Consider the following 26,383-nt stretch of genomic DNA (forward strand, 5'->3'; position numbering starts at 1 on the left):
ACCCCAAGTTATTTACCATACAACGTAAACAAAAAAGATTGCCCGTATGAGCAATCTTATCTTATATTATTTGTTTTTGAAAAACTCAAGGATATGATTGACGATGACTTGAGCAATTTTATCTTGCATCGTAGGATCAGTCACTTTTTTGGCTTCATCTGGGTTAGAGATAAACCCATTTTCAATCAAGACGGATGGCATATTTGTCCATCTTGTCACATAGAGATTATGGTCTCTAGCCCCCGAAACCGTATATGCCTTTTTGAAACCTAAAGCCGAGATATCTTGAGCTAATCTCTCCGCTAAAATTTTACTCTTTTGTGCAGCTTCTGTTGGGGTTGGATCATAAACAATGACATCGTCGACACTTGCACTTTTAACGGTACCATTATCGTTAAAGTAAATTCTCCTATCTTCTTCCTTTACGAATGGATATTGTTTACCAGAATAAATGACATAAGCATCGTCAGTACTCCCAGCAATCCCTGGCCGATAACTACTATAGTGAGTACTTATCCCTTGTGCATTTGGATTGGTTGAAGAATCATGGTGAATACTGATAAATAAATCTGCATTTTTAGAGTTAGCAAAATCTACGCGATCCTTCAATGATTGCTTAGAATCTTTACTCGTATCACGAGGTGCAATATAGAGTGTAGGATTATACTCTTTTAGCTTCTCTGCAATACGATTCACCAATTGAAGATTAAAATCGCGCTCATCATATCCCGGAATCACTCCATCAGCTCCAGGGTCAAAAGGTCCATGTCCAGCATCCAATACGATAATTTTGCCTGCTAAAGTGAAGCTGTTCTCTAAAATCGATAACGAGGTTTTAGATAACAAAGTATTGCTTACAACCCCTGTACCACCAAGGATGGTAAATGTCGTTACCTTTTTTTCTTTAATCAAATTTAAGGTTTCTGTAGGCAACTTATCCTTATACGTTAAAAGCAATGGCGCATTTTCTTTTGCGGCAAGGACGGCACCCGTTAATGCATCTGCAAAATTCATTCCTGTTGCAATATACATTTTAGCCGTTGACATATTTAAATTTTTTACAACAGCTACCGCTGTTCCAAAACGGTCATTTCCATAAATGCGTCTTGGAGAAGGAATCTTGTTATAGACATTAGAACTAATTACCCCAGGTCCTCCAACGATGATTGTTTTCTTAATATTTTTTTCCCTTAAAGCCTCTGCAGTTTTTGTAGGAATCGTGTCCTTCTCAACAAGGAGAATCGGATAACCATTTTGAGCAGCATATGAACCTATTGTTAAAGCGTCAGGAAAATTACGACCATAAGCAATAATAGAGGTATCAACGGTTCCTAATTGTTGCGCGATTTGAAGGGCAGTATCAAAACGGTCCTTTCCTCCTAATCTTTTTACATTTATATTCATATTTTTCAATTCATTGGCTACTGTTGGTGACACCACACCATCACCACCAACGATAATTACATTCTTTGCATGTAATCGCTGGATTTCAGACTTTGTTACTGGGGTTAATCTATTTGTTTCTGTTAATAGAATAGGTCCATTCTGCTTGTAAGCTAGTGGAGTTGCCGTTAAAGCGTCAGCATATCCATTATAATGTGCAAGTATCACTGTATCAGCTGATGACCAGCCTTTTTTAGAAACTTCAACTGCTGTTTCAAACCGATCCTTTCCAGCCAATCGATCTACAGTCAATTCTTGGGCAAATGAATAAGTGGAAAATAAAATGAAAAATAGAGGTAATAATAGAATAATAACTTTTGATTTACGCAACTGACGATCTCTCCCATTCCTATTTTTTTAAAATCTTTCTCTTTTAAACGTTCTTTTCTTTTGACTTAAATACTTTTGAGATGATATAAACAATAAGCCTTATACCAACATAAACACTAAAAACCGCAATAAAGCCCCATAAACCTGCAACAATATCATTAAATTCCATGTGACCACGCTTCGTAATCTTCTGTTCGATTTCAATACTGAAAACTAGTACTATTAAAACTGTAAATGTATAAATAAAAGAAATAATAGATACATTCCAATCAGCTAACCATTTAAAGAGTTGATCAGTAAGGATAAACAGTACTATTCCAATGACTCCTACAATCCAAAAGTGTAAATCCTTATCTGTTAAATGGAACCCTAGTTGATCAAAAATGGTAATTAGTATATCATGGATATTATTTACAAGTTCCATTAACAATTTGATAAAACCAACCACTTCACCACCTCATTTACTATTCAACACAAGCCTAATCAATATCCTGAACTTTACTTCTCAAAGTTTCACTCAGTTGAGAAAAAAATCCGGGAACTGACTTGATACCAATAGCATATCTCACATTATCAGGATCATAGACTTCATCAGATCCATAACCTGATTGCTAACAGCACCAATTCTACCTAGTACAATAACATCACTAACTAACATTTCGTTCAATAGTTCAATCGTACTATTTGAAGGCTTAAATGGAGATACCAAAAGTATTGCACCTTTATTTTTTGCTGCTAGTATAACTCCTGACAATTCAACATTACTTATTTTAACAGATATTCAAAAAAAAATAGGGAGCATTGCCCCCCATTTACTTTATTTACTATATATATATCCTAAGATGTGCAAAAGTTAGTTCATTTTCTATTTTAATAGTTCAGTAAGGACTTGGTTAGAAACTGCACCTGTTCCACCTAAAATTGTAAAATTTAATATATTTCTTTCAAGCGAAATGTCTCTTGTCGCTGTTGGTAACTCATTAGGCATTGTTAATAGTAACGGTGCATTATTCTTTGCTGCTAATACTGCACCAGTAAGTGCGTCCGCATAATTCATTCCTGTAGCTACATAAACTTTCTCGGTAGGCTCATTTACCCTACGGATGATTTCAGTAGCAGTTGAAAAACGATCCTTTCCTGAAATTCTAGAAGGGGAAGGTAATTGTTTTGAAACCCCATCACTGACAACACCTGTTCCACCAATTATAACTGTTTTTCGTATTCCCATCACGCTTAATGCTTCTTTTGTCATTGCTGGAATCGTATTCTTATCCACAAGTAAAATTGGATAACCATTAATAGCGGCATAAGGTGCAATCGCTAATGCATCTGGAAAGTTAAATCCATAAGCAACCACTGCAGTATCTGTTTTTCCCATCGCACCTGCAATGAGTTTTGCCGTAGCAAATCGGTCCTTTCCACCTAGTCGTGTAACATTTAATTTCATATTTAGCTTTAATTCATTTTCTACAGCAGTACTAATAACACCCGTACCACCAACAATAATAATATTTTTTGCTTTTAGTCTTTGTATTTCTGTCTTTGTTGCAGTCGTTAGTTTTTGAGATTCTGTTAATAGAATCGGTGCATCCTTTTGATAGGCAAGAGGGGCACCTGCTAATGCATCAGCAAAGCCATTGTAATAAGCAAGTATAACTGTGTTTGCTGTTTGCCATCCGTTCTGGGAAACCTTCACCGCTGTTTCGAAACGGTTATTCCCAGCTATCCGTGTACTTACTGGATAGTAAGTTGTTAGTGTATAGGAACCAAATTGCATACTTGAATTCGGGTCTGTAACCTTAAGATAGTATGTTCCGGCATTTAAACTTAAATTAAATTCCTCTATTCCACCCTCGTAATATTCATCCCCAATTGGTATACCTTCCGAATTCAAGCGAATAATTTCTTTTTGAGAGCCATCATAAACTTGTAAAATAAGATCTTCATCCAATTGAGGTGTAAGTCGAAATCTTACCCTTTGAGGTTTGCTTAACGTTACCTTAAAGTAATCCACATCCTTTGGTTTTGAGAGACTAGCTTTAATTGAGCCACCTAATGTAATCGCTTTTGCAGTTGAAAATGAGTCATTGCTTTCCCATTGGTCATCGGTATAAGTACTAGCAGTAACCATTGCATTCGCAATATCAAGACGGCCATAGCCAAATGTGTCATCGACCCCTTTTGGACCTATATCTAAAGAGGATTTCAATAGAATATTTGTTACTTCATCTACGGTTAAATTTGGGTTCTTAGCTAAAAGCAATGCTGCTGCACCAGCAACTATTGGACTGGCCATTGAGGTTCCATTATCAAATTTATACTGATTGTTTGGAGCTGTAGAATAAATATTAACCCCAGGAGCTACGATATCAACAGTTGAACCATAATTAGAAAAGTCCGCTTTTTTATCGAAATTATCAGTTGCCCCAACTGAGATTACGTTAGCATAAGATGCAGGATAAGTTGGTAAATCAATGTTATCATTTCCTGCAGCCGCGACAACAACAACGTTTTTCTGATAAGCATAATCAATTGCTTCTTTTAAAGAATAGCCATATCCATAGGTACCAAGACTTAAATTAATCACCTTAGCCCCATGATCGACGGCGTAGCTTATCCCCTCTACTAAATCAGTTTCACTAGCTTCTTCTCCATTAAAAACATTGATTGGCATAATTTTGACTTTAGGTGAAACACCCGCTATTCCAATGTTATTATTAATGGTTGCTCCAATAATTCCAGCAACTTCAGTTCCATGTCCATTTGTTTTTGTTGCATCGATTGATACGCTTGGATTCACTGCATTATAATAATTATTAAGAAGTATGTTATTCTTTAAATCAGGGTGATTTACATCTACCCCATTGTCCACAACTGCAACAACGACATCTGCTGCATTTGCTGGAAGGGTGTTCCAAGCATCAGGTGCTTTCACCTTAGATAGGTACCACTGTTGTCCAAAGGAAGGATCTGTTGGATTAGAGAATGTATGATACAAATAGTTAGGTTGAGCATATTCAACATTTGGATCTTTTAATAATTCATTAATAAATTCCTCGATATTTTTGTTTTGAGGAACAGAGATAATATTTGCTTTAATTGACTCAATTTCACCTTTCTGTTGTGCGCTAAAACTCTTTATCTTTGATGAGATTGTTTTGTCAGAAAGTTGATCTTTAAACTTCACAATAACTTCGCCAGCTTTGAATTTCGCTTTCTTGTCTAAATGGAAAACTTTCCCCACTTTAACTGAATCTGTAACGCTAGCAGCATTAGCATTAGCTGCACTAAACGGTCCTGAAAGCAATAATAGTAATGATAAGATAAAGACTAGCGATTTTTTCAATCAAATAACTCCTCTCCTATTATTTATTCTATATATCTATATACTCGATAATAATACTGATTCCTTCCTAATAAAGATTTAAATTATTTCCAATTTTTATCAAATAGGAGCTGAAAATTATTTTATTCAGCGTCCTCTCACACCACCGTACGTACCGTTCGGTATACGGCGGTTGGCACTACCAGCCCCTGTATCGGACTTTCACCGACTAGTTTGCGCCCATGCTGGGCGCACATAAAAAATGCCTACTAAAGAAACAGTAGGCTTTATTGGTATATTTAATTTACTAAAGCAGTCTTTATTTTATCGGAAACTGCACCTGTTCCACCTAAAATTGTGAAGTTAAGAATATTCTTTTCAATCACAACTCTTCTTGTAACATCTGGCAATTCATTTGGAAATGTTAATAATAACGGAGCATTATCCTTCGCTGCTAACACAGCACCTGTTAAGGCATCTGCATAATCCATTCCTGTTGCAACATAGACAAGGTCTGTGGATAGGTCTAGTTGTCGGATTACTTCTGTTGCAGTACTAAAACGGTCTATTCCTGCAATACGTCTAGGAGTAGGTAGTTGTTTTAATACACTATCGCTTACCACTCCGGATCCGCCAATAATGATGGTTTTCTTGATATTCATCGTCTTTAATGCTTCGACCGTTTTTGAAGGAATCTTTGTTTTATCGACTAGTAAGATTGGATATCCCTTTGCAGCCGCATAAGGAGCAATTGCCAAGGCATCAGGGAAGTTTAAGCCATAAGCAATAACTGCAGTATCTGTGGTTCCAAGTTGTCTAGCAATACGGTTAGCTGTATCAAATCGATCAACCCCACCATATCTTAAGACATTAAGTCCCATTTGTTTCAACTGATTCTCTACATTTATCGAGATAACTCCAGTTCCACCAACGATAATTGCGTTTTTCGCCTTTAAGCGTTGAATCTCTGTTTTCGTAACTGGTGTTAAACTCTTTGACTCCGTTAATAGAATCGGTCCATTCACTTTATAGGCTAATGGAGCAGCAGCTAATGCATCTGCATGATTATTATAGAATGCTAATACGACAGTATCTGCCGTTGACCAACCTTTTTGGGAAATTTTATTTGCTGTTTCAAAGCGATCCTTTCCAGCTAAACGAACAGGCGTGTTAATAGAGGAGAATATTTTCGATCCAGGATAGTAGAAGCTAAGAATCTCTCGATAATTTTTTCCTTGTGAGGCCATTACATTTGCCCCATACTGACTCATTCCGATTCCATGACCCCAGCCGCCACCGTTAACTCGGAAGTAAGCCTTTCCCTGAGAATCTACTTTCGTTTCAATACTTTTAATATAGGGGCTTCTCATTAAAGTACTGCCTATCATAGAACGGATATCATATGATTTTTTCGTATACGTTACGGAATTTTTCAGTATTTCACCGTTTACATCTTTAACGAATCCCGTTTGCGTCTTTAGATAATATTCAATCGTGATTTTTCCCATTAATGTGTCGTCTTGATTAAAAGAAGTAGTAAACCAAATAGATGGAATCCCAATAATTTTGATTTCAGCATCAGCAGGAATGGAAGAATCATATTTTTTCATCCATGCCTTAATGTTGTTCATTCGATCTAACTGTTTTTCTTGAATGCTTCCCCACCATTCTTCTGGCTTCGTTAAATCCTTCCCATTCATGTCAATTTGAGTTTTGTAAAGATCAAAAGACCATGTACGGTAAGGATTGCTAGTTGCAGCAGCATCAAAGGTATCTTCTTTCGTAACGAGATAATCTAGTCTTGTTGATCCCCAAGCGTTCGTATTAGAAAGGACTTTCCCACCGTTGCTTGATGAAAAATAAGCCTCTACCAATTTCCCATCATATTTTAAAACTTGTGTTCGTGTAGATTCAACCGCTTCATTTGTCCTAGGATCCCAATAATATCCACCATAAACCTGATAGCTTTGCCCATCGGCAACCGTCTGACCAACATCATCGATCGCATAAGTTCTAGCTGCGATAGCTTGAGCCTTCAGCGCTTCAAGATTCCAACTAGCTGGCATCTCACGAGGAACAACACCTTTCAAATAATCTTCAAACGGTATATTTTGGTTCACCGGACGGATATATTGTCCTCCTTCTACACGAAATTCCATTGTTCCTAAATACTTACGGCCATTAATTGTAATGATCGATTCTTCCCCATATTTCACAGGAGCTAAAGTAAGAGAAGTCCCAAAATCTTTGATTTGTTGTGCACCTTGATAAAGAACAACGTGACCATTCTCTGCTTTTACGGTATAAGTTGTATTTGGTGCTAGTTTAATGTTACTATCATTCTGAACTAGATACGTCCCAACGTAAGAAATGTTTACTTGTGATTGGTTGCCTAAATAGTTTACTAACTTTACAGAGATCGTTTGCTCAGCCGCAACAGCACCTGACATGGGAATTAGCGTGATGATCAATGCTAAAACCACAATAACCGACAAAATCTTTCTCCTCAAAGAGTTTCTCCTCCCTTTTTCTCCCTTTATTTAAAAATAAAAGACCCCATTTATCTGTTGAGGTCTTTAAAGTTGTCTTTTAATCTACCAATCTATTTCCATATTGAATTATAACAATCTATCGATTTATAAGTAAAGGGACAAATGTCATATTTTTATTATTTTTGTTGTTATTTGAATTTACGTACTTTCCAGGATGATCTTCAACTGGGTAGAATAAATAGCAAAAAAAACTTGCCAATCATACTTGATGGCAAGTTAGTATAAAACTATTTCGAATATGCTAATGCTTCTTGTTTTAAGATTTCCGCTTTATCTGTACGTTCCCAAGGAAGATCAAGATCACTACGACCAAAGTGGCCATAAGCAGCGGTTTGACGATAGATTGGACGACGAAGATCAAGAGATTTAATAATTCCAGCTGGACGCAAATCAAAATGCTTACGCACTAGCTCAACAAGAACACTTTCATCCACTTTACCTGTACCAAAGGTATCTACGCTAATGGAAACAGGTTGTGCTACACCAATTGCATAAGCAAGCTGAACTTCACATTTATCCGCTAAACCTGCTGCAACAATATTTTTCGCGACATAACGAGCGGCATATGCTGCGGAACGGTCAACTTTTGTTGGGTCCTTACCCGAAAATGCTCCACCACCATGACGAGCATATCCACCATAGGTATCCACAATAATTTTACGTCCCGTCAATCCTGCATCTCCTTGAGGACCTCCAATCACAAAGCGCCCTGTAGGGTTAATGAAATACTTGGTGTTTTCATCTAATAATTCTGCAGGTACAACAGGTTGAATCACATGTTTATGCATATCTTCAACAAGTTGCTCATAAGGTATATCAGGATGATGTTGTGTTGAGATAACAATGGTATCGATTCGAACAGGTATATCTCCTTCGTATTCTACCGTTACTTGAGTTTTCCCATCGGGACGTAAGTAAGGTAATGTCTCGTTTTTACGTACTTCGGACAAACGGCGGGATAATTTATGTGCCAATGAAATAGGTAAAGGCATCAGTTCTGGCGTTTCATTTACTGCAAAACCAAACATTAAGCCTTGATCCCCTGCACCGATGGCTTCAATCTCTTCATCAGTCATTTGCCCTTCACGAGCCTCTAATGCTTGATTGACACCTTGGGCAATATCTGGTGATTGTTCATCAATGGAAGTTAAAACTGCACATGTATCTGCATCAAAGCCATATTTTGCTCTGGTATAACCAATTTCACGGATGGTTTCACGAACTACTTTTGGGATATCCACATAACAAGAAGTAGTGATTTCACCAGCAACTAACACTAATCCCGTAGTTACCGATGTTTCTGCAGCAACTCGAGCATTTGGGTCTTTCTCCAAAATCGCATCAAGAATCGCATCAGAGATTTGGTCACAAATCTTGTCTGGATGACCTTCTGTTACGGATTCCGATGTAAATAAATGGCGCCCCTTTTGTAATGCCATAGAGATTACCTCCTTCATAGTTTTAGTATGTATCATCCATCTTGATGGTACTCGATAAAATGAAAAAAAACCTTCCTCAGAGGAAAGGCTTCAGTTCATATCCACCTATATTACCTCTTATAACCAAGTCAATAAGAGTATTCATTACCAATGATTTATATTATAAGAAATATTGAGACGTGTCAATATTAGATATTTACATAAATAGAATAAATAGTGTGTATGAAATGGAATAATTTTTTCATACTACTAAATAGACAGATAAGGGTTATTGGTATAGAGTTACCAATAACCCTTATGTTATTTAATTAGAACATCATTAAATCATCGTCTTCAAATATTGCTCAGTATTCTGAACAAGCTTGCGAGTCATTGAGCCACCTACTGCTCCACAGTCTCGAGAAGAAATATATCCCCAATAATCTTCGCTTCCTTGATAAACAGGGATCGCTAACTCAGCAGCAATTTCATATTTCATATTATCTAAGGCTTTATGTGCTTCAGGCACTAATGGTTGTTTTCCCCATTGTCCTCTTGCCATATTTTCACCACCTTTTTTATTGAGGTAGTATTATTATTTGATCGTCTTGTTTTTCTACGCTATTATTTTCATGGAACAAATGTTATTTATATCCTACCTGTTTTCATTTTTCTATACATGTGTTAATCTAATAAGTAAAGTTTCAATTTTTGTCGAATTTTGCTAAACCAGTTATCAAAAAGGGGTTTTAAACATGTTAACACCTGATGATATCTTTGAAAAAGAATTTAAACGTTCCATGCGTGGATATGATATTGATGAAGTCAATGAATTCTTAGATCAAGTGATCCAAGATTATGCAAAACTAATCGAAGAAAATCAGCATCTAAAAAAAGAAAATCAACAATTAAAAGCTCAATTGAGCCGTCAACAATACCATACACCCAATATGCAATCTCAGCCTACAGCTAACCCGACCTCTGAAGATAAAAAAATCATAGAAGACCTGATTCGTCGAGTTGAAAAATTAGAACGAAAAACAAAATATTTAACAGAACCTCTGTAAAATAAAACAGAGGTTTTTTTAAGTCGCAAATGACATGGTTAGTATATTCCAAGATGCTCACTTGTCCGTGTATTTCTTTTGAATAAAAGGAAATGAAAGAAATAGGTGGCTTGTATGAGTAATTAACTAAAATAGAATGGGAAGCGAGGTGGATAGGATGCTTAAACGTTATCTTACTACTCGTGACTACGGTGAAACATCCATAATCATACGTAAATCCGAATTTATCGGTTATGTCAAACACGTAGAAACAGAAGAAGAAGCGATTGCGTTTATTGACTCTATAAAAAAGAAGCATTGGGACGCCACCCATAATTGTTCCGCCTATGTCATCGGTGAACATGATCAAATCCAAAAAGCTAATGATGATGGAGAGCCCAGTGGAACAGCCGGTAAACCGATTTTAGAAGTAATCAAGAAACAACAGTTAAAAGACACTTGTATTGTTGTTACCCGCTACTTTGGGGGTATTCTTCTAGGGGCTGGCGGTCTCATTCGTGCTTATGGTCAAACAGCAAGTGAAGCGATCAAAGCTGCAGGTGTAATTGAACGAGTTTTACACACTGTTATTGATATCAACATTGATTATACATGGTTAGGAAAAATAGAAAATGAATTGAATAACCGCGCATATCGCATTAAGGATATTGAGTATCTTGACCGCGTGACGATCCATGTATTGGTTGAAGAAGGAAATGAAGAAAACTTTATCAATTGGATAATCGACTTAACGAATGGTCAAGCGAAAGTAACACGAAAAGATCAAATTTATGTAGATATACCCTACGAACAAAAAGATGCCTAGCATTTAGGCATCTTTCATTCATCTCTTTCCACTTTTCGGATTTTCCCAGCCAGTTTGTTCTCTAATTAATTCTTTGATCTCTGCTGGGGTAGGTTCTCTTTGGTCCATGCCTACAGTTGGGTCAGTAAGTACGGTGTTCTCATCTGCATTCAGTCTTTCCTTTAATAAACCTGAAACCCTCTCTCTTTCTTGATCAGTAATTAAGACATACCATAAGTCTTGAGGACCAAATCTTGCAGGAATCGCTTTATAATGAATCGATTCAATATTGTTACTGGTATAATCTTTAAACTGTTTTGCTAAAGATATCATGTCACTCTTTGTTAAATCCGTAGATATCCCACTTCCAATGGCATCTAGAAACTTATCTATTTTTAAAGGAGATCTTATTTCAGTACTTTGATCAATAAATGCTTTTATAAATTGCTGTTGGCGATCGTTCCTACCAAAATCCCCCTTTGAATCATGTCGAAAACGTGCAAAATATAAAGCTTGGTCGGCATTTAATACGTGGTACCCCTCATCTGGATAATTTAAATATGGTATTTCTTTTTGAACAAATTTAGATAAATCTTTATCTACGTATAGTCGAATACCTCCGATAGCCTTAATAGCGCGATAAATCCCATCATAATTTGTTAAAATATAATTGTCAATATAAATATTTGCAAAGTTTTCTACAGTAGCGATTGTAGTAGCTATACCATACTGGTAAGCTGCATTAATTTTATCTTTATAACCTTTTCCAGCAATTTCAACATAAGTATCTCGTGGAATGGATGTTAGTGTAATTTTTTTCGTTTTGTCATTCACAATCGCGATAATAATCACATCTGTTCGTCCAACATCATTTTGCTTTTTTGAATCCCTATCGATTCCTAAAAGTAAAAAGGCCCTAGACTCTTGATTCTCATCATTACTAACTCCTGTATTAATTCTTTCTACAGGCTTGTACATTTGATCAATCGTTTTATTTAAACGAAAATAGGAATATCCAACGGTTACTAATGATAAGAACAAAAAAATAAATACCGTCCGTATAACCCATTTTCTATAACGGCGTTTCTTAGTACGGGATTTCAATGATTAGACCTCCTTGTTGAGCAAACATTCTCATATATTGTATCAAAACTACTTTAATTATATCTACAAAATTTACAAAAAAAAGCTTCTATCGAAGCCTTTTTAACTATTTAGGAAAATTTACACTTTTAATGGTTCACTTTTCCCTTCCACATTTTCTTTCCCTTTATACTGAAAGGTTGGAACAAGATCCTTTAATGCTTGTTTGATTTCATGTTCATCCTTATCTAAAACCACTGTTAATTTTTGAATTTCTTGATTGAATTCTGTGTAATCTATCTCTGTTGGTTTTGCAATAAAAATTCTTTGATGTTTGGTTTTGGTTGTTCCTTCTTCTTGTGTAAGAATCTCTTCATACAATTTTTCCCCTGGTCTTATCCCTGTATATTTTATTTTAATATCTTCATCAACCTTTAAGCCAGATAGTCGAATCAAGTCTTTCGCTAAATCGACAATTTTAACTGGATTACCCATGTCTAGAATAAAAATTTCCCCGCCTTTTGCCATGGCTCCAGCTTGAATGACTAATTGAACAGCTTCCGGAATCGTCATAAAGAAACGAACCATCTCAGGATGAGTAACCGTTACAGGTCCACCTTGCTCAATTTGTTTTTTAAACAATGGAATGACACTGCCTCTACTTCCTAAAACATTTCCAAATCGGACGGCAACAAACTTTGTCGGACTTACTTTATCTAAAGCTTGGATGAACATTTCCGCAATCCGTTTTGTGGTTCCCATTACACTTGTAGGGTTTACAGCCTTATCCGTCGAGATTAAGACGAAACGTTCCGCTCCGAAATCATGGGCTGCTTCTGCTATATTCTTGGTACCAAACACATTATTCTTGATCGCTTCAGAGGGGTTTTTTTCCATCAAAGGAACGTGTTTATGAGCAGCAGCATGAAACACCACCTCTGGTCGAAACTCACGGAAAATCCTTTCTACTCGACTCTTATCTTGGATATCGGCAATGATTGGTTCAATTTGTAATTCTGGATATTGGTTACGAAGTTCCATATCGATTCCATAAATGCTATTTTCGCCATGACCTAACAATACCAATTGTTTGGGATGAAAACGTGCGATCTGCCTAGATAATTCTGAGCCAATGGACCCTCCAGCTCCTGTAACTAAAACAACTCGATCCTTTAAATAATCAGATATTTCTTCTAGATCTACTTTTACAGGATCTCTCCCTAACAAGTCCTCCACATCCACATCACGAATCTTAACGGATAATTTTCCTTCCAAAATATCCTTCACACTGGCAGGTAATATTTTCACCTGTGCACCCGTCGTTTTACAAATATCAATAATTTTGCGTAATTCTTGTTTCGATGCAGAAGGCATTGCAATGATAATATCTTGTACCCTTAGCTGTTTAACGATTTTGGGAATATCATTACGGTTTCCCACAATCGGTACACCTAGAATTTCTAAGCCTAATTTTTCAGGGTCATCATCAATCATGGCAACAGGGTAGAAATGGGTCGTGTTTCGTAATTCTTTGATCACCAACGCTCCAGCATCCCCTGCTCCGACAACGAGTGTTCTTCGATCTCCTTGCTTTAAATCACCTAGGAAAAATCGATCATGAAAGAGACGCCAAGCTAAACGACTTCCACCAATCGCAATGGTCATGATAAAGAAACTAATGAGAAAAATCGACCGTGGAATGATATTCGTCTCGATTGATTCTTGAACAAAATGATTGATGATTAACAAAACAGCCGTTGAGATCACATTGGCTTTAATTAACGTATATAATTCTCCAACACTTACATAGGCCCAAACCTTTTTATATAAATGATACCAATGATAAACGAGTACGGTTAAAATCGCATAAGATAAGGCTGCATAAGGGACGAATTTCCAATAAAAAGAAGGAATCGAATACTCAAAACGTAGCAAATAAGCCCATAATACAGACAATGAGATTAGGGCAACATCGATAAATATTAAGATGATTCTTCTTTTCTGCTTTGAGTTCATTCTGATCCCCTCTTCTAAGCTTGTTTACCAATTATAGAATATATCATAAATTATTCATTCCTAAATCTTTTTCTGAATTATTGATTTTTTAACAATTGTTCCTCAGGTACGTCCCTTAATTTCTTCGCTGGATTTCCAACGACAAGCGCTCTTGCTTCCACATCTTTCGTAACGACACTACCAGCCCCAACTGCACCATCTTCTTCAATCACTTTCCCTGGTAAAACAGTAACATTTGCTCCGATTCTTCCACCGTTTTTGACAACAACACCTTTAAATTTTTCAAAGCGTTCTTTACTCCTTGCCATATAGTTATCATTTGTGGTAACGACACCAGGGGCAATAAAGACATAATCTCCTAATTCGGAATAGGCAGTGATGTAAGCATTGGTTTCTAGTTTACAATAATCACCAACCGTACAATCATTTTCAATGGCCACACCTCGACCGATTATCGTCCGTTTACCTATGGTAACCCGTTCACGTATGGTTGCTAAATCGGCTACAAATACTCCATTGGCTAATTTTGCATTCGCATAGACGATGGAATTTGTTCCAATGGTACATTCATCACCAATAACCGCTGGTGGTTCCACTTTTAATTCCTTTAACGCTGAATTTTTTGCTCTCATCGGTTGTTTCCCAATGACCACATTATCATGGATAACTACATTGTTCCCAATTTTCGTTCCATCATAAATGATGACGTTATGCCCAATAATCACATTTTCACCAAATTCTACATGATTGCCGATTACAACGTTTTTCCCCATTTCTACAGGTTGACCCATCTTTATCTCCCTCGTTCCTCATCAAAAAATAAATGAATATGATTGACAATTTGGCTGGAGGCATCCCCATTCCCATATAGATGTTCATTGTAAGTAGTTGGTTGCCATGCTCCAACAATTTGCGCTAAATTTTCTTCGATTGGATTGACTAAACGGTTCCAACCTACTTCAACAGTTTCTACCCATTCCGTTTGATCACGCAAAGTGAAACATGGTACTTTTGCAAAGTAGGCTTCTTTTTGCACACCACCAGAATCGGTTACAATGGCTTTTGCGTGATTTTCCAAAAACACCATTTCTAAATAAGAAATGGGTGGAATGACTTTAAGATTGGTTGCTTGTAATACAGATTCAATTCCAGCCTCTTTTAATTTATTCTCTGTTCTTGGATGTAGCGGAAGCAATACCGTCTCATTTAACTTCGCCAACGATTCAAAAATTGCTTTTAACCGATTTAAATCATCTGTATTCTCTGCACGGTGAATCGTCGCTAAAATGTATTGTTTCTCTTCTACTCCGAAATCATTTAATTCATATTGTTCTGCTGCCATTTGGGAGTAATAAACGAATGCATCATACATCACATCTCCTACATGAAAGACATTCTTGGTAATTCCTTCATTTTTCAGATTTTGAATCGCAGTTTCTGTAGGAGCAAAGAGAATTTCCGAAACATGGTCGGTTAAGATTCGATTGATTTCTTCGGGCATTCGTTTGTTAAAGCTCCTTAGACCTGCTTCCACATGAAAAAGTGGAATATGAAGCTTGCTGGCAGCTAGAGCACCCGCTAGTGTGGAGTTCGTATCCCCATAGACAAGTACCGCATCTGGTTTCTCTTGTAGCAGGACTTCTTCAATTTTGGTCAACATTTCGCCCGTTTGCTTGCCATGACTCGCTGAACCAACCCCAAGATCGTAATCCGGTTTTGGAATATTTAATTCCTCAAAGAAGATTCCTGACATTTTATAATCATAATGTTGCCCTGTATTAACTAAGATTTCTCGATACACCTTTCGAAGCTCTCTTGAGACTGGAGCCACCTTGATAAATTGTGGCCTCGCACCAACAATTGTCACAATTTTACGCATTTCATTCACCTATTTTGATTATGATTGATGATAAAATTCTTTGATTTTGGCTACAACATATTCTTGTTGCTCTTTCCTTAATTCAGGATACATGGGTAATGAAAGAGCTTCTTTCGCTGCTTTCTCACTTTCGGGCAGATCTCCCTCTTTATATCCTAAGTCAGCAAATACAGGTTGCATATGTAAAGGTAGTGGATAATAAATCATCGTTTGCACACCTTGTTCCTTTAAATAGGCTTGTAGCGCATCCCGATCTTTGACTCGAATCGTATATTGATGATAAATATGATAACTGTTTTCGTCTTCGTAAGGTGTAACGACTTCTTTTAGATCAGAAAGTAGTTGTGTATAATAAGCTGCATGTTTCCTTCTTAACTCACTCCACGCATCTAAGTGAGGGAACTTCACATTTAGAATAGCAGCTTGCATCTCATCAAGACGACTATTGTAGCCAAGAACATGGTGATAATATTTCGGCTTGCTACCATGTACACGAATCACTCTTATTTTTTCTGCTAATTGATCATCGTTTGTGACAATCATACCCGCATCGCCATATGCACCAAGGTTCTTTGTCGGGAAGAAACTAAAACAAGCCGTATCGCCAAATCCACCCACTTTTCTGCCTTTATATTCCGCACCAATAGCCTGTGCCGCATCTTCAATAACGAATAAGTTATGTTTTTCCGCGATTTCCAGAATAGGATCCATGTCTGCTGCTTGTCCATAGAGATGAACAGGGATGATCGCTTTTGTTTTTTCTGTGATTTTTGCTTCAATTAAAGCAGGATTGATATTAAAGGTTTTTGGATCAATATCGACAAAAACAGGTTTTGCGCCAATTCTTGCGATCGAACCCGCTGTAGCAAAAAATGTAAATGGAGTGGTAATGACTTCATCCCCTGGCTGAATGCCACAGGCTAATAAAGAAATATGTAATGCGTCACTGCCATTTGCCACACCAATACCATGGGCAACATGACTATATTTCGCAATATCTTTTTCTAATTTTTTTACATTCTCGCCTAAAATAAAATGGGATGAACTCATCACTTTTTCTAAAGCTTGAAAAATTTCCTCTTTTAAATGTTGATATTGTTCAGATAAATCTAACATTGGTATATTCATCATAAAATCCTCCATAATACCTAATATGTAGTGGTTATTCCACAATCTTCAATAAGGTCCGAAAGATAATCTTAATATCATTCCAAAGAGACATTTCTTCAATATATTTCAGATTTAACTTTAATTTATCCACCATGATTTGTTCAATATAAGTTTTTTCAGGGTTATCACTTTTCGCTAGAATTTCATTTTCATCACGATATTTGATCGAGGCATAATCCGTAATTCCCGGACGAACCGTCAATACCTTTTTCTGTTCAGCATTATACAAGGCTGTATAACGCGGTACTTCTGGCCTGGGACCAACAAAACTCATATCCCCAATTAAGACATTCCATAATTGGGGTAACTCATCGAGCTTTGATTTTCGCAAAAATTTGCCACTTCGAGTGATCCGTTGATCATTACCCACAGTAATCTGTTTTCCCAGCTTTTCCGCGTTAACAACCATCGTCCGAAATTTATAGATTTTAAATTCCTTCCCATTCTTGCCAATTCTCGTTTGCTTAAAAATCGCTGGCCCTTTGGAATCGAATTTTATCCATAAATAAATCAGGAGAAAAACTGGGGATAATCCAATAAGCCCCAATAAAGAAAAGACAATATCAAACAGTCTTTTAAAAAATAAAGTGATTATAGAAGGGGAGTCTGTTCGTGTTGTCATTCGCATCACCCTATCTTTTATAGGTATTGGCCACATCAAAAACGGCCTCAATCACTCTTTCCACTTCTTCTTTCGTCATCTTCGGATATAACGGGATCGAAATCGCTGCTTCATACGCTTTTTCAGCTAATGGATAATCTCCATATTTGAAGCCAAGTTTTTGATAATATGGATGTAAATGTACAGGGATAAAATGAACACTTGTACCGATTCCTCGTTCTTTTAATTCTTCAATAAACTGCGCACGGTCGATGGTGAAGTAGTTATCTTTTAAGCGAATCACATACAAATGCCATGCATGACGGTTGATATGATCATAATAAGGTAAGGTTAATCCTTCGAACTCTTTTAAGGCTTCATTATACATCATCGCATATTCTTCACGGATTTGTTGCAGCTTCTCTAATTTTCTTAGCTGAACTAACCCTAATGCTGCTTGGATATCAGTCATATTGTATTTAAAGCCAGGATACTCCACCTCGTAAAACCAAGATCCTTTATCAGAATAACGATTCCATGCATTCTTGCTCATCCCATGAAGGCTCATGACACGAATTTTATCAGCTAATTCTTCGTTGTTGGTTGTCACCATGCCACCTTCACCGGTGACGAGGTTCTTCGTGGCATAGAAACTAAAGTTGGTTAAATCACCAATACTGCCAACCATCCGTCCTTTGTACATGGTATAAACGGCATGGGCGGCATCTTCAATCACATAAAGGTTATATTTGCGGGCAATTTCCATCACTGGATCCATATCGACGGGATACCCGGCAAAATGGACAGGGATAATCGCCTTGGTTTTATTCGTGATCTTGCTCTCAATCAATGCAGGATCCATATTGAATGTAACGGGGTCAATATCGACAAAAACAGGTTTGGCCCCTGTGTGTAATATAGTATTGGCTGTGGCTACAAAAGTATACGGAGTGGTAATCACCTCATCCCCTGGACCAATACCAACCGCTAACTGGGATAAATGTAAACCTGCTGTTGCTGAATTTAATGCCAAGGCATAATCCGATCCCACGTAGTTCGCAAATTGTTTTTCAAATTCTACGGTTCTTGGTCCTTTGCTTAACCAATTGGAACGTAATGCAGCAACAACCTCGTCAATTTCCTCTTCCTCAATCCATGGAAGTGCATAAGGGATATTCTTCTCCATATTATACGCCTCTTTTCACAAGATCAATGAGTTTTTCTTCTAGTCGTTTGACAATCACTTCACGGTCATAATATTCTTTCACAAATTGACGGCCATTCTTGCCTAGTTGTTTTGCAAAGTCAGGATGATTAGCCAATTTTAAAACAGCTTCTGCTACTTCTTTTGCATTTTCTGGTTCGACGCAAATCCCACCGCCTGATCGCTCAATCAGTCTTTGTGCTTCGCCTTCAACCGCAAGAATAATCGGAAGCTCGCTTGCCAATGCTTCAAACATTTTCGAAGGCAGTGCTCCCTTAAATAATTCTAACCGTTTTAAGGGAACAATGGTAGCATCCATTGAAGCAATAATTTTCGGCATTTTCTTCTTTTCTTGAAGCGGGATAAAGGAAATATTGGTTAATCCCATCTTATCCGCCTTTTCCATTAACCGTTTCTTTTCAGGACCTTCTCCGATCAGTAGAAATTGAATCTTCCTATTTTCCTTTAATAAATCGGCTGCTTCAAGAATGATGTCTAAACCTTGAGCAATTCCGATGATTCCTGCATATACAACGGCAAATTTATCAGAAATGTTCCATTCCTTTCGTAACTCTTCACTTCGATTTTCTGGAGTAAAGAACTTGGTATCGGTACCGTTGGTAAGGAGAAATGTATGCTTATAACCTCTACGTTCAATATCATCAATAATTCCTTGGGTTTGCCCCGTAATTAACTGACTCTTGCGATAGGAAAACTCCTCCAGCCAAGTGGACAAACGAATTAATAATTGATTTTTTAACACACCTAACTTCACCGCTGACTCTGGCCATAAATCAGAGACATTAAAAATAAATTTTGCCCGTTTTAGTTTACTTAGGATATAACCTGATGCTCCTAAAAATAAAGGAGGCGATTCCGTAATCACGATATCTTGTCTTCCCACAAGAAAACTTCCCAATAATACCGATGAAAAGGTAAAAGAAAAATAGTTCATCAACCGCGGAATAAACCCTGTATTCTTCGTGACATAAAGCCAGGTCCGAACCACTTTTATTCCTTCCATTTCTTCTTTATGTATGATTTTTCCTTTGTAGCCATCAAAGATCTCATACGCTGGATAATTGGGCATCCCCGTCAAGACCGTGACTTCATGACCACGTTTTACTAACAACTTTGCAAGCTCATAGATTCGATTCTGAGGAGCGCCAACTTCTGGTGGAAAATATTGTGTCAAAAACAAAATCTTCAAAGATGTTCACCATCCAATGAGAGAATAAACAAGAGGCACCGAAACTGTGCGGTGCCTAAAACCTAATTCCCATTATAACTTATAGTACTTCGCTTTGATATCTTTTACCCTAGAAAAAGCATTGCGTGTATCAAAGATGATTTGTGCCGATTCCGCAATCATTTCATAATGAAAATCACTATGATTGGTCGTTAAGATGACAATATCCATCTCTTTTAAGGATTCAGGAGTGATATCGACCGAATGATATTCAATTCCTTTATGGGTGAATTGTGGAATATATGGATCACTGTAATGAACATCAGCACCATATTTCTCCAAGAACTCGATAATATCGAGAACGGGGGATTCCCTTAAGTCGTCAATATCATTCTTATACGCAGCTCCTAGTAACAAGACTTTAGAACCGTTTAATGATTTCTTTTCCTCGTTTAAGATTTTCATCGTTCTTTCGATTACGAACTCTGGCATGTAGTTATTAATTTCGGCAGCAGTCTCAATCAAACGTGTATGATACTTAAATTCTCTTGCCTTCCACGTTAAGTAGAATGGATCAATGGGAATACAATGTCCACCTAAACCAGGACCTGGATAGAAGGCCATAAAGCCATAAGGTTTCGTTTTTGCTGCATTGATGACTTCCCAAACATCAATTCCCATCTTATGACAGAGAATCGCCATCTCATTCACAAGCGCAATATTGATATTACGGAAGGTGTTCTCTAAGATTTTCTCCATCTCAGCGACTGCAGGACTAGAAACCTCATGAACTTCCCCTTCAAGTACATTACGATATAATGAACTGGCCAAAGTGGTACATGCAGGAGTAATACCCCCTACCACCTTTGGTGTGTTTTTCGTATTAAAATATTTGTTACCTGGATCGACACGTTCTGGTGAATAAGCGACGAAGAAATCTTCCCCGCATTTTAACCCAGTTTGTTCTAAGATCGGTTTCACGACTTCTTCCGTCGTTCCAGGATAAGTCGTACTTTCTAATACAACGAGCATTCCCTGATGTAAATACTCAGCGATTGCTTTTGTCGAATTTTCCACATAAGAAATGTCAGGTTGTTGATGTTCGTCAAGTGGTGTAGGAACACAAATGGCTACGGTATCTACTTCACGAATTTTGGAGTAGTCCGTTGTCGCCTTGAGTTGTCCACTTTTTACAATTTCAACGAGATCTTCATCAACAACGTCTCCAATATAATTTTCTCCACGATTCACCATATCTACACGTTTTTGTTGAACATCAAAACCAATCACCTTATAGCCTGCTTTTGCTTTTTCAACAGCTAAAGGTAAACCCACATAACCCAGTCCAACAACACCGATGGTTGCTGTTTTATTCTCAATCTTGTCATATAGCTGTTTAGCTATCGGATTCAATTCTAATTCTTTTTCTGTTAAAGCCATATGCGCGATATCCTCCTACATTGAATTATTTTTGATTCAAATAAACAGGCTGATCCTTTTCAGCTGATTCATAAATCGCTAATACAATTTCTAACGCGTTCTTTCCGTCTTCAAGCGTCACATAAGGATCACGATTTTCTTTGATTGCATCAATAAAATCTTTGATAATCAATTGATGGCCATAACCATAAACGGTTGGTGGATTTTCTGCTTGCGCTTTGACAATGGCTTCTTCCTCTTCTTTAAAATTCTCGCTAAAGCGCCATTTCTCAATTCGATTAACAGCAATGCCGCCAACAACTACAGTCCCTGTTTCACCAAAAAGATTTAAGGTTTCTTCTAAGTTCGTTGGGTAAATCGTAGACGCGCCTTCGATCACTCCCAATGCGCCACTCTCAAATTCAAGAACAGCTACTCCTACATCTTCCATTTCAATACGACGGAAACGGGTTGCTGTATTGCCATAAACTTTTTTCACAGGTCCCATCATCCAACGTAATAAGTCAATATTATGAATACATTGATTCATAAGAGTACCGCCATCCATTTCTCTGGTTCCCCGCCAAGAAGCTTGATCATAGTAGGCCTGATTCCGGTTCCAACGGATGCTCGCCACTCCGTGAGACATTTTGCCAAAGCGGCCTGCCTCTAAAGCTTGTCTTGTTTTTTGAATTGCGTCATTGAAACGGTTTTGATGGACAGCTGCTGCTTTTACTCCTTTTCTTTTCGCCGCTTCGATGATTCGATTTGCATCTTCCACCGTCATCGCAATCGGTTTTTCAACCATCACATGTTTTCCTTTTTCAATCGCCTTAATCGCCATTTCTGCATGAAGACCACTTGGTGTACAGATATTGACGACTTCAATTTCTGGATCTTCTAACATTTCATCATAATTCAAATATTTCTTCGCATTATATTTCTTCGCAAACTCTTCTGCTTTTTCGTCAATAATATCGCAAACCGCTACTAAATTTGCTTCTTCTAGCGCCATAATCGATTCTGCATGTTTTGGTGCAATGCGTCCACAACCGACAATAGCGAAATTCATAGATAATCCCCCTTGTTTTATCACTCATATATAGTCTTAACCATATCTAGATGAATATAAATAACTTCACAAATACACCAATACATTATACACTTGTCCAATATATTTGGATATATTTTTTTGTGCCAAAATATTGACATTTTTCAGCAGCTAGTAAGACACTAAACCTTCCTTACTCTGATTGAGACTTTATGAATGAGTCTTCCATACATTTGAAAATCCTCTTGTCCTACCAATAAAAATTTATGATAGGGAACACCTGTAATTCGTTTAAATAAAATGACTTTGATGAAAAAATCCATACCATAGGTAATCGTTGATGCAAGTGACGCTCCATTGATTCCCAATCGTGGCACCATGATTAAATTTAAAACGATATTCAAAGCAACCGTAATAAATGAGGTGTACATATTAATCTCTACCTTACCTCTACCTGACAAATCATTGGATATAATTCGCGTCGTCGATCCAAGGATAATTCCAGGTAGTAGTAATTTAAGGGCCATCGATCCTGAAATATATTCCTTACCAAATAATAAAAGGATAATGAAATCTGATAGAAGGTAGAAAACAACGCCAATGAACACAGATAATAGTAAAACATTTCTACTCACAATTGAGGTCAAAGCGTTCCTTTCTTCCTCTTTCTTATAAGAGGAGATTCTTGGAAACAAAACAAGTGATATGGATGTTGAGAAAATCCAGATTCTTTCTGCAATACTTACCGCATTATTATAAATTCCCACCGCAGCGGGATTGATGAAATAAGAAATAATCAGCATGCTGACACGATAATTCAAAAAAGTCATGACGTTGGATAAATGTGCTTTGATACCATATGTCAAAGAGTCCTTAAAATAAGAATAGGAGAACTCACCATCCTTTATTCCTAAAGAAAGCCGTTTCTTTGCAAGATATACACTTACGATATAGGTAATCACCTGCCCAAATAAAAAGGCAAAAACAGCACCATTTATGCCAAAATCAAAGACAACGATCAAAAGAATCGAAACTAGTAAAATCGTTAATTGATTCAATAAACCAATCACATTATATGATATAAAATCTTCAACCCCTTGAAAGACCGTTTGAATGAATTGGTTCATGAACAAAATTGGCAAAATCAATAATGTCAGCAATAAATAGCTTTGTGATATTCCACTAAAAAATTGCTCATGGAAGAAAAAAATAACGACTAAACCTACGAAAAAGGAAATCGCACCCAACACGAGTGCAGAAATATTGTTCGTTTTATAAATGGAACTTAACTTCACCTTTCCCTGACCGATGTAATAAGCGCTAGAAACCCCTACCCCTAAGTTGAAAAAAGTGAAGAGTAACGTCGATAATAAGGTAATTAAAGCATATTTCCCTTGCCCATCAGCTCCTAAATATCTAGCAATCAGAATTTGAGTGACTAGTCCAATTAGAATACTCGTCACTTGCCTTATTAAGGTAGATGTACTATTCCTAATAAAACTATTTGATTTCCCCATGTTGATGTTCCTTCACATATAGAATATTAGTAATATCTGTTTAACATTCTCATTTTACTATTTCACTCAAACTCTGTCTATTTATAGATGTTCCTATTTTTTTTGGAACAAACGTAGTTTTTGTTCATTCAATTTTGCTAACTTCACCAATAAATTTATTTGTTTTTCGACACCTGCCCAACTAAATTAGCTTCTCAAAAATTATCAAGAAACTTTAAAGTACAAAAAATAACCCTTTCTGAAAGAGAAAGGATTATGTCAAGTCAGATATGTTTCTATTTTCGCTAGGCATTCATCGATTATTTTATCTATTTCTTCAATTTGTTCATCTTCTGGATTATACTTCTTTAAAATTTTTAGATTACGAGCTTTCCAATCCAATGATTTAACCTAATGCAACAAGAAGTCCCCTATCCTATTTAGGTGGGAGATGAATTGTTGCCATCTTGAAAAACACACGAACATATGTTATAATGAATAAGAACATACGTTCTTTGATAACTGGATATATGGGGTTGCATGGAGAAAATAAAATGCGAAAACCAAGCTGATCCTTCCATGCGTAAAATATCCAAGGTACAAAAGAACTCCGAATTGTCGGACATCTAGGGTTGGAACGACCCGAAGTCACGCTCAGGGAGATGAAAGGTTGCTTTCGTCGTGGAGCTGAGAAGCTCCCACTTCAAGCGATAGTTAAGTGGTGAGTGGTTCACTTTGATCAGTTAAAACTACCCCTGTTATTGGATAGCCATCGCCATCAAGGGATATTCCTTCTTTTGGTAAATCCACTTCGAAGGGATAACCCTTCTTTTGATTGGTAATCGGACAAACAGCTATAAATCCTGTTGCTTGATTGAATTCTTTAGGCGATAAAACAATAGCATTCCTTCTCCCAGCCTGCTCATGACCAGCTTGTGGATTGAAGTTTAAAACAACGAGATCGCCTCTCTCTGGTACGTCTGCTGGCATTAAATCAATTCACGCCCTTCTATCCCAAAATCAATTTCCTCGTGTCGATTTTCAGGTGTAATCTGTGATATTAGTTCTTCCAATGTGTATTTCTTCCGTGTTCTTTTTGGCTTTAATGTGATGATACCTTCATTTCCAATCACGTTTAATTCCATTCACAATAGAATATTAGTAATGTCTGTTTAACATTCTCATTTTACTATTTCACTCAAACCCTGTCTTTTATTATGTTTCTTCACTAGGTTGCAAAGAAATAAATAAAACGCTATGATATCATAAGGCAACATATTGTAAACATTAAAAGGTGGTTATTATGGCGAGTTCAAAAATTGACCAGATATCCTTAAGAGATATGATTGAGACACTTTTAAGAAACAAAAAGTTCATCTTATCTTCGATTCTCATCTTTGTTATTTTAGCAGCTGCATATAGTTTCCTTTTCACAAAACCGATCGTCAATGTAACAACAGAGGCTACAGTGAAGCAAGTAGAAGGAGCAGAGAGCAATTTTACGATTGAACCTTTACTCAATGCAGTCATCGTTCCTACATATAATTCATCAGCAAACATTCAGTTTCCTGATGTGGTGACAAGACCTGATTCTAAGTATCCTGTTGTAAAAATCGATACCTTACTGACTGAGTATACGAATGAGTTAACAAATAATACAAAACTAGTCGAGGAAGTAAGAAAGATATCTCCAAGATTTAAACAAGTCACGGGTTCTTCATTAAAATCGATGATCGCATTTGACATGGTTCCTGATTCAGATATTTTAACGATTAAAGTTACGGCAAGTACAAAAGAAGAAGCAGTAAAGTTTGCAGAAATCGTAAACCAAGATTTTCAAAGCTTTGTTGAAAAACAAAACTTTGAGATGATTCATAATAAATTATCTTCCATTAAACATCAATTAGAATTTAATATTGGTCTGTTAGAAACGAAAATCGATCGACTGCAAAAGGAAATGGCTACTGTAGATAAAACGATTGCTTACCAATCTTCGAAAGTGGAACCGAATCCCGCTTACATTATGTATGTTCAAAATCTATCTAGTAATAAAATTGCATTAAATAATGCAAAGTCCCAATATGAAGAAATACAAAAGGTGGAGAAAAGATTACCGCAAATTGCGAAAGAAACAGGTTTGACGGTATCGATGGAACAACCGGTTATTGAAACGAGTTCTTCATTATTGAAAATCTTGGTTAAAAACGTGGTTTTAGCTGGAATGGTCGGATTCGTCATTGCTGGTTTTGTTGCATTTTTAAGAGAATATTGGAAGAGAACAATGTAGAACCAATTCAACATAACAAAAAGAGGATGGCATGATGTCATCCTTCTAAATTATTAGAGAGTGGTTTTA

General features: G+C 36.9%; 21 protein-coding genes and 2 pseudogenes. 3 read left to right on the top strand and 20 right to left on the bottom strand.

Annotated features, from left to right (window positions below; translation table 11 throughout):
- Positions 1-66: 66 nt before the first annotated feature.
- The 7 genes from EDD72_RS04795 to EDD72_RS04825 all read right to left on the bottom strand — a co-directional run bounded on the left by EDD72_RS04795 (position 67) and on the right by EDD72_RS04825 (position 9,630).
- Positions 67-1,773 (bottom strand): N-acetylmuramoyl-L-alanine amidase, encoded by a 1,707-nt coding sequence (locus tag EDD72_RS04795; RefSeq protein ID WP_132767786.1) that lies wholly within the window; start codon positions 1,771-1,773, stop codon positions 67-69.
- Between the two features lie 43 nt (positions 1,774-1,816).
- A complete protein-coding gene (locus EDD72_RS04800; RefSeq protein WP_165894969.1) occupies positions 1,817-2,221 on the bottom strand; it encodes a hypothetical protein in 405 nt (134 codons plus the stop codon).
- A gap of 117 nt (positions 2,222-2,338) precedes the next feature.
- Positions 2,339-2,527, bottom strand: a complete 189-nt coding sequence (locus EDD72_RS04805; protein ID WP_132767788.1) for a cell wall-binding repeat-containing protein — start codon at positions 2,525-2,527, stop codon at positions 2,339-2,341.
- A gap of 111 nt (positions 2,528-2,638) precedes the next feature.
- Positions 2,639-5,119 (bottom strand): S8 family serine peptidase, encoded by a 2,481-nt coding sequence (locus EDD72_RS04810; RefSeq protein ID WP_132767790.1) that lies wholly within the window; start codon positions 5,117-5,119, stop codon positions 2,639-2,641.
- A 278-nt stretch (positions 5,120-5,397) separates the two neighbouring features.
- A complete protein-coding gene (locus EDD72_RS04815; RefSeq protein WP_132767792.1) occupies positions 5,398-7,608 on the bottom strand; it encodes a SpoIID/LytB domain-containing protein in 2,211 nt (736 codons plus the stop codon).
- A 269-nt stretch (positions 7,609-7,877) separates the two neighbouring features.
- Positions 7,878-9,089, bottom strand: coding sequence for a methionine adenosyltransferase (metK, locus tag EDD72_RS04820; protein ID WP_132767795.1), 1,212 nt, complete (start codon positions 9,087-9,089; stop codon positions 7,878-7,880).
- A 319-nt stretch (positions 9,090-9,408) separates the two neighbouring features.
- Positions 9,409-9,630, bottom strand: a complete 222-nt coding sequence (locus EDD72_RS04825; protein WP_132767797.1) for an alpha/beta-type small acid-soluble spore protein — start codon at positions 9,628-9,630, stop codon at positions 9,409-9,411.
- A 193-nt stretch (positions 9,631-9,823) separates the two neighbouring features.
- Between EDD72_RS04825 and EDD72_RS04830 the strand changes: the two genes are divergently transcribed.
- Positions 9,824-10,135, top strand: coding sequence for a DivIVA domain-containing protein (locus EDD72_RS04830; RefSeq protein ID WP_132767799.1), 312 nt, complete (start codon positions 9,824-9,826; stop codon positions 10,133-10,135).
- A gap of 157 nt (positions 10,136-10,292) precedes the next feature.
- The gene (locus tag EDD72_RS04835; protein WP_132767937.1) at positions 10,293-10,940 is read left to right on the top strand and encodes a YigZ family protein; all 648 of its coding nucleotides are present in this window, start codon (positions 10,293-10,295) and stop codon (positions 10,938-10,940) included.
- A gap of 18 nt (positions 10,941-10,958) precedes the next feature.
- Here the strand turns inward: EDD72_RS04835 and EDD72_RS04840 are convergent, their stop codons facing one another.
- The 13 genes and pseudogenes from EDD72_RS04840 to EDD72_RS04905 form a co-directional block, all read right to left on the bottom strand.
- Entirely contained in the window at positions 10,959-12,023 is a 1,065-nt protein-coding gene (locus EDD72_RS04840; protein WP_132767801.1) for an LCP family protein, read from the bottom strand.
- 120 nt (positions 12,024-12,143) lie between these two features.
- On the bottom strand, positions 12,144-14,018 hold the full coding sequence (locus tag EDD72_RS04845) for a polysaccharide biosynthesis protein (protein WP_132767803.1): 1,875 nt from the start codon (positions 14,016-14,018) through the stop codon (positions 12,144-12,146).
- 77 nt (positions 14,019-14,095) lie between these two features.
- Positions 14,096-14,809 carry an acyltransferase gene (locus EDD72_RS04850; RefSeq protein ID WP_132767805.1) on the bottom strand — a complete coding sequence of 238 codons (714 nt, stop codon included), beginning with the start codon at positions 14,807-14,809 and terminating at the stop codon, positions 14,096-14,098.
- 2 nt (positions 14,810-14,811) lie between these two features.
- Positions 14,812-15,897 carry a non-hydrolyzing UDP-N-acetylglucosamine 2-epimerase gene (gene wecB, locus EDD72_RS04855; RefSeq protein ID WP_132767807.1) on the bottom strand — a complete coding sequence of 362 codons (1,086 nt, stop codon included), beginning with the start codon at positions 15,895-15,897 and terminating at the stop codon, positions 14,812-14,814.
- An 18-nt stretch (positions 15,898-15,915) separates the two neighbouring features.
- A complete protein-coding gene (locus EDD72_RS04860) occupies positions 15,916-17,025 on the bottom strand; it encodes a DegT/DnrJ/EryC1/StrS family aminotransferase (protein WP_132767809.1) in 1,110 nt (369 codons plus the stop codon).
- A 34-nt stretch (positions 17,026-17,059) separates the two neighbouring features.
- Positions 17,060-17,689, bottom strand: a complete 630-nt coding sequence (locus EDD72_RS04865; RefSeq protein ID WP_132767811.1) for a sugar transferase — start codon at positions 17,687-17,689, stop codon at positions 17,060-17,062.
- A 10-nt stretch (positions 17,690-17,699) separates the two neighbouring features.
- Positions 17,700-18,854 carry a UDP-4-amino-4,6-dideoxy-N-acetyl-beta-L-altrosamine transaminase gene (pseC, locus tag EDD72_RS04870; protein WP_132767813.1) on the bottom strand — a complete coding sequence of 385 codons (1,155 nt, stop codon included), beginning with the start codon at positions 18,852-18,854 and terminating at the stop codon, positions 17,700-17,702.
- A 1-nt stretch (position 18,855) separates the two neighbouring features.
- Positions 18,856-20,082, bottom strand: coding sequence for a glycosyltransferase family 4 protein (locus EDD72_RS04875; RefSeq protein ID WP_132767815.1), 1,227 nt, complete (start codon positions 20,080-20,082; stop codon positions 18,856-18,858).
- Between the two features lie 72 nt (positions 20,083-20,154).
- Positions 20,155-21,501, bottom strand: a complete 1,347-nt coding sequence (locus EDD72_RS04880; RefSeq protein ID WP_243643777.1) for a nucleotide sugar dehydrogenase — start codon at positions 21,499-21,501, stop codon at positions 20,155-20,157.
- Between the two features lie 25 nt (positions 21,502-21,526).
- Positions 21,527-22,552, bottom strand: coding sequence for a Gfo/Idh/MocA family protein (locus EDD72_RS04885; RefSeq protein WP_132767817.1), 1,026 nt, complete (start codon positions 22,550-22,552; stop codon positions 21,527-21,529).
- 161 nt (positions 22,553-22,713) lie between these two features.
- A complete protein-coding gene (locus tag EDD72_RS04890; RefSeq protein WP_132767819.1) occupies positions 22,714-24,048 on the bottom strand; it encodes a flippase in 1,335 nt (444 codons plus the stop codon).
- Between the two features lie 702 nt (positions 24,049-24,750).
- Positions 24,751-25,017 (bottom strand): annotated as a pseudogene (locus tag EDD72_RS04900) (type II toxin-antitoxin system PemK/MazF family toxin); the annotation flags it as partial.
- Positions 25,017-25,172: pseudogene (locus tag EDD72_RS04905) on the bottom strand (AbrB/MazE/SpoVT family DNA-binding domain-containing protein); the annotation flags it as partial. The pseudogenes EDD72_RS04905 and EDD72_RS04900, both read right to left, overlap by 1 nt.
- A 158-nt stretch (positions 25,173-25,330) precedes the next feature.
- Between EDD72_RS04905 and EDD72_RS04910 the strand changes: the two are divergent.
- Complete coding sequence (locus tag EDD72_RS04910; protein WP_132767825.1) at positions 25,331-26,314, top strand: Wzz/FepE/Etk N-terminal domain-containing protein; 984 nt, start codon at positions 25,331-25,333, stop codon at positions 26,312-26,314.
- The last annotated feature ends 69 nt before the right edge of the window (positions 26,315-26,383 follow it).

It is taken from the genome of Tepidibacillus fermentans (assembly GCF_004342885.1).
GTDB lineage: Bacteria > Bacillota > Bacilli > Tepidibacillales > Tepidibacillaceae > Tepidibacillus > Tepidibacillus fermentans.

Coding starts and splice junctions, on each gene's coding strand:
- metK (WP_132767795.1), bottom strand. CDS start 9,089: ATGGCATTACAAAAGGGGCGCCATTTATTTACATCGGAATCCGTAACA.
- EDD72_RS04825 (WP_132767797.1), bottom strand. CDS start 9,630: ATGGCAAGAGGACAATGGGGAAAACAACCATTAGTGCCTGAAGCACAT.
- EDD72_RS04830 (WP_132767799.1), top strand. CDS start 9,824: ATGTTAACACCTGATGATATCTTTGAAAAAGAATTTAAACGTTCCATG.
- EDD72_RS04835 (WP_132767937.1), top strand. CDS start 10,293: ATGCTTAAACGTTATCTTACTACTCGTGACTACGGTGAAACATCCATA.
- EDD72_RS04845 (WP_132767803.1), bottom strand. CDS start 14,018: ATGAACTCAAAGCAGAAAAGAAGAATCATCTTAATATTTATCGATGTT.
- EDD72_RS04850 (WP_132767805.1), bottom strand. CDS start 14,809: ATGGGTCAACCTGTAGAAATGGGGAAAAACGTTGTAATCGGCAATCAT.
- wecB (WP_132767807.1), bottom strand. CDS start 15,897: ATGCGTAAAATTGTGACAATTGTTGGTGCGAGGCCACAATTTATCAAG.
- EDD72_RS04860 (WP_132767809.1), bottom strand. CDS start 17,025: ATGAATATACCAATGTTAGATTTATCTGAACAATATCAACATTTAAAA.
- EDD72_RS04865 (WP_132767811.1), bottom strand. CDS start 17,689: ATGACAACACGAACAGACTCCCCTTCTATAATCACTTTATTTTTTAAA.
- pseC (WP_132767813.1), bottom strand. CDS start 18,854: ATGGAGAAGAATATCCCTTATGCACTTCCATGGATTGAGGAAGAGGAA.
- EDD72_RS04880 (WP_243643777.1), bottom strand. CDS start 21,501: ATGGCTTTAACAGAAAAAGAATTAGAATTGAATCCGATAGCTAAACAG.
- EDD72_RS04885 (WP_132767817.1), bottom strand. CDS start 22,552: ATGAATTTCGCTATTGTCGGTTGTGGACGCATTGCACCAAAACATGCA.
- EDD72_RS04890 (WP_132767819.1), bottom strand. CDS start 24,048: ATGGGGAAATCAAATAGTTTTATTAGGAATAGTACATCTACCTTAATA.
- EDD72_RS04910 (WP_132767825.1), top strand. CDS start 25,331: ATGGCGAGTTCAAAAATTGACCAGATATCCTTAAGAGATATGATTGAG.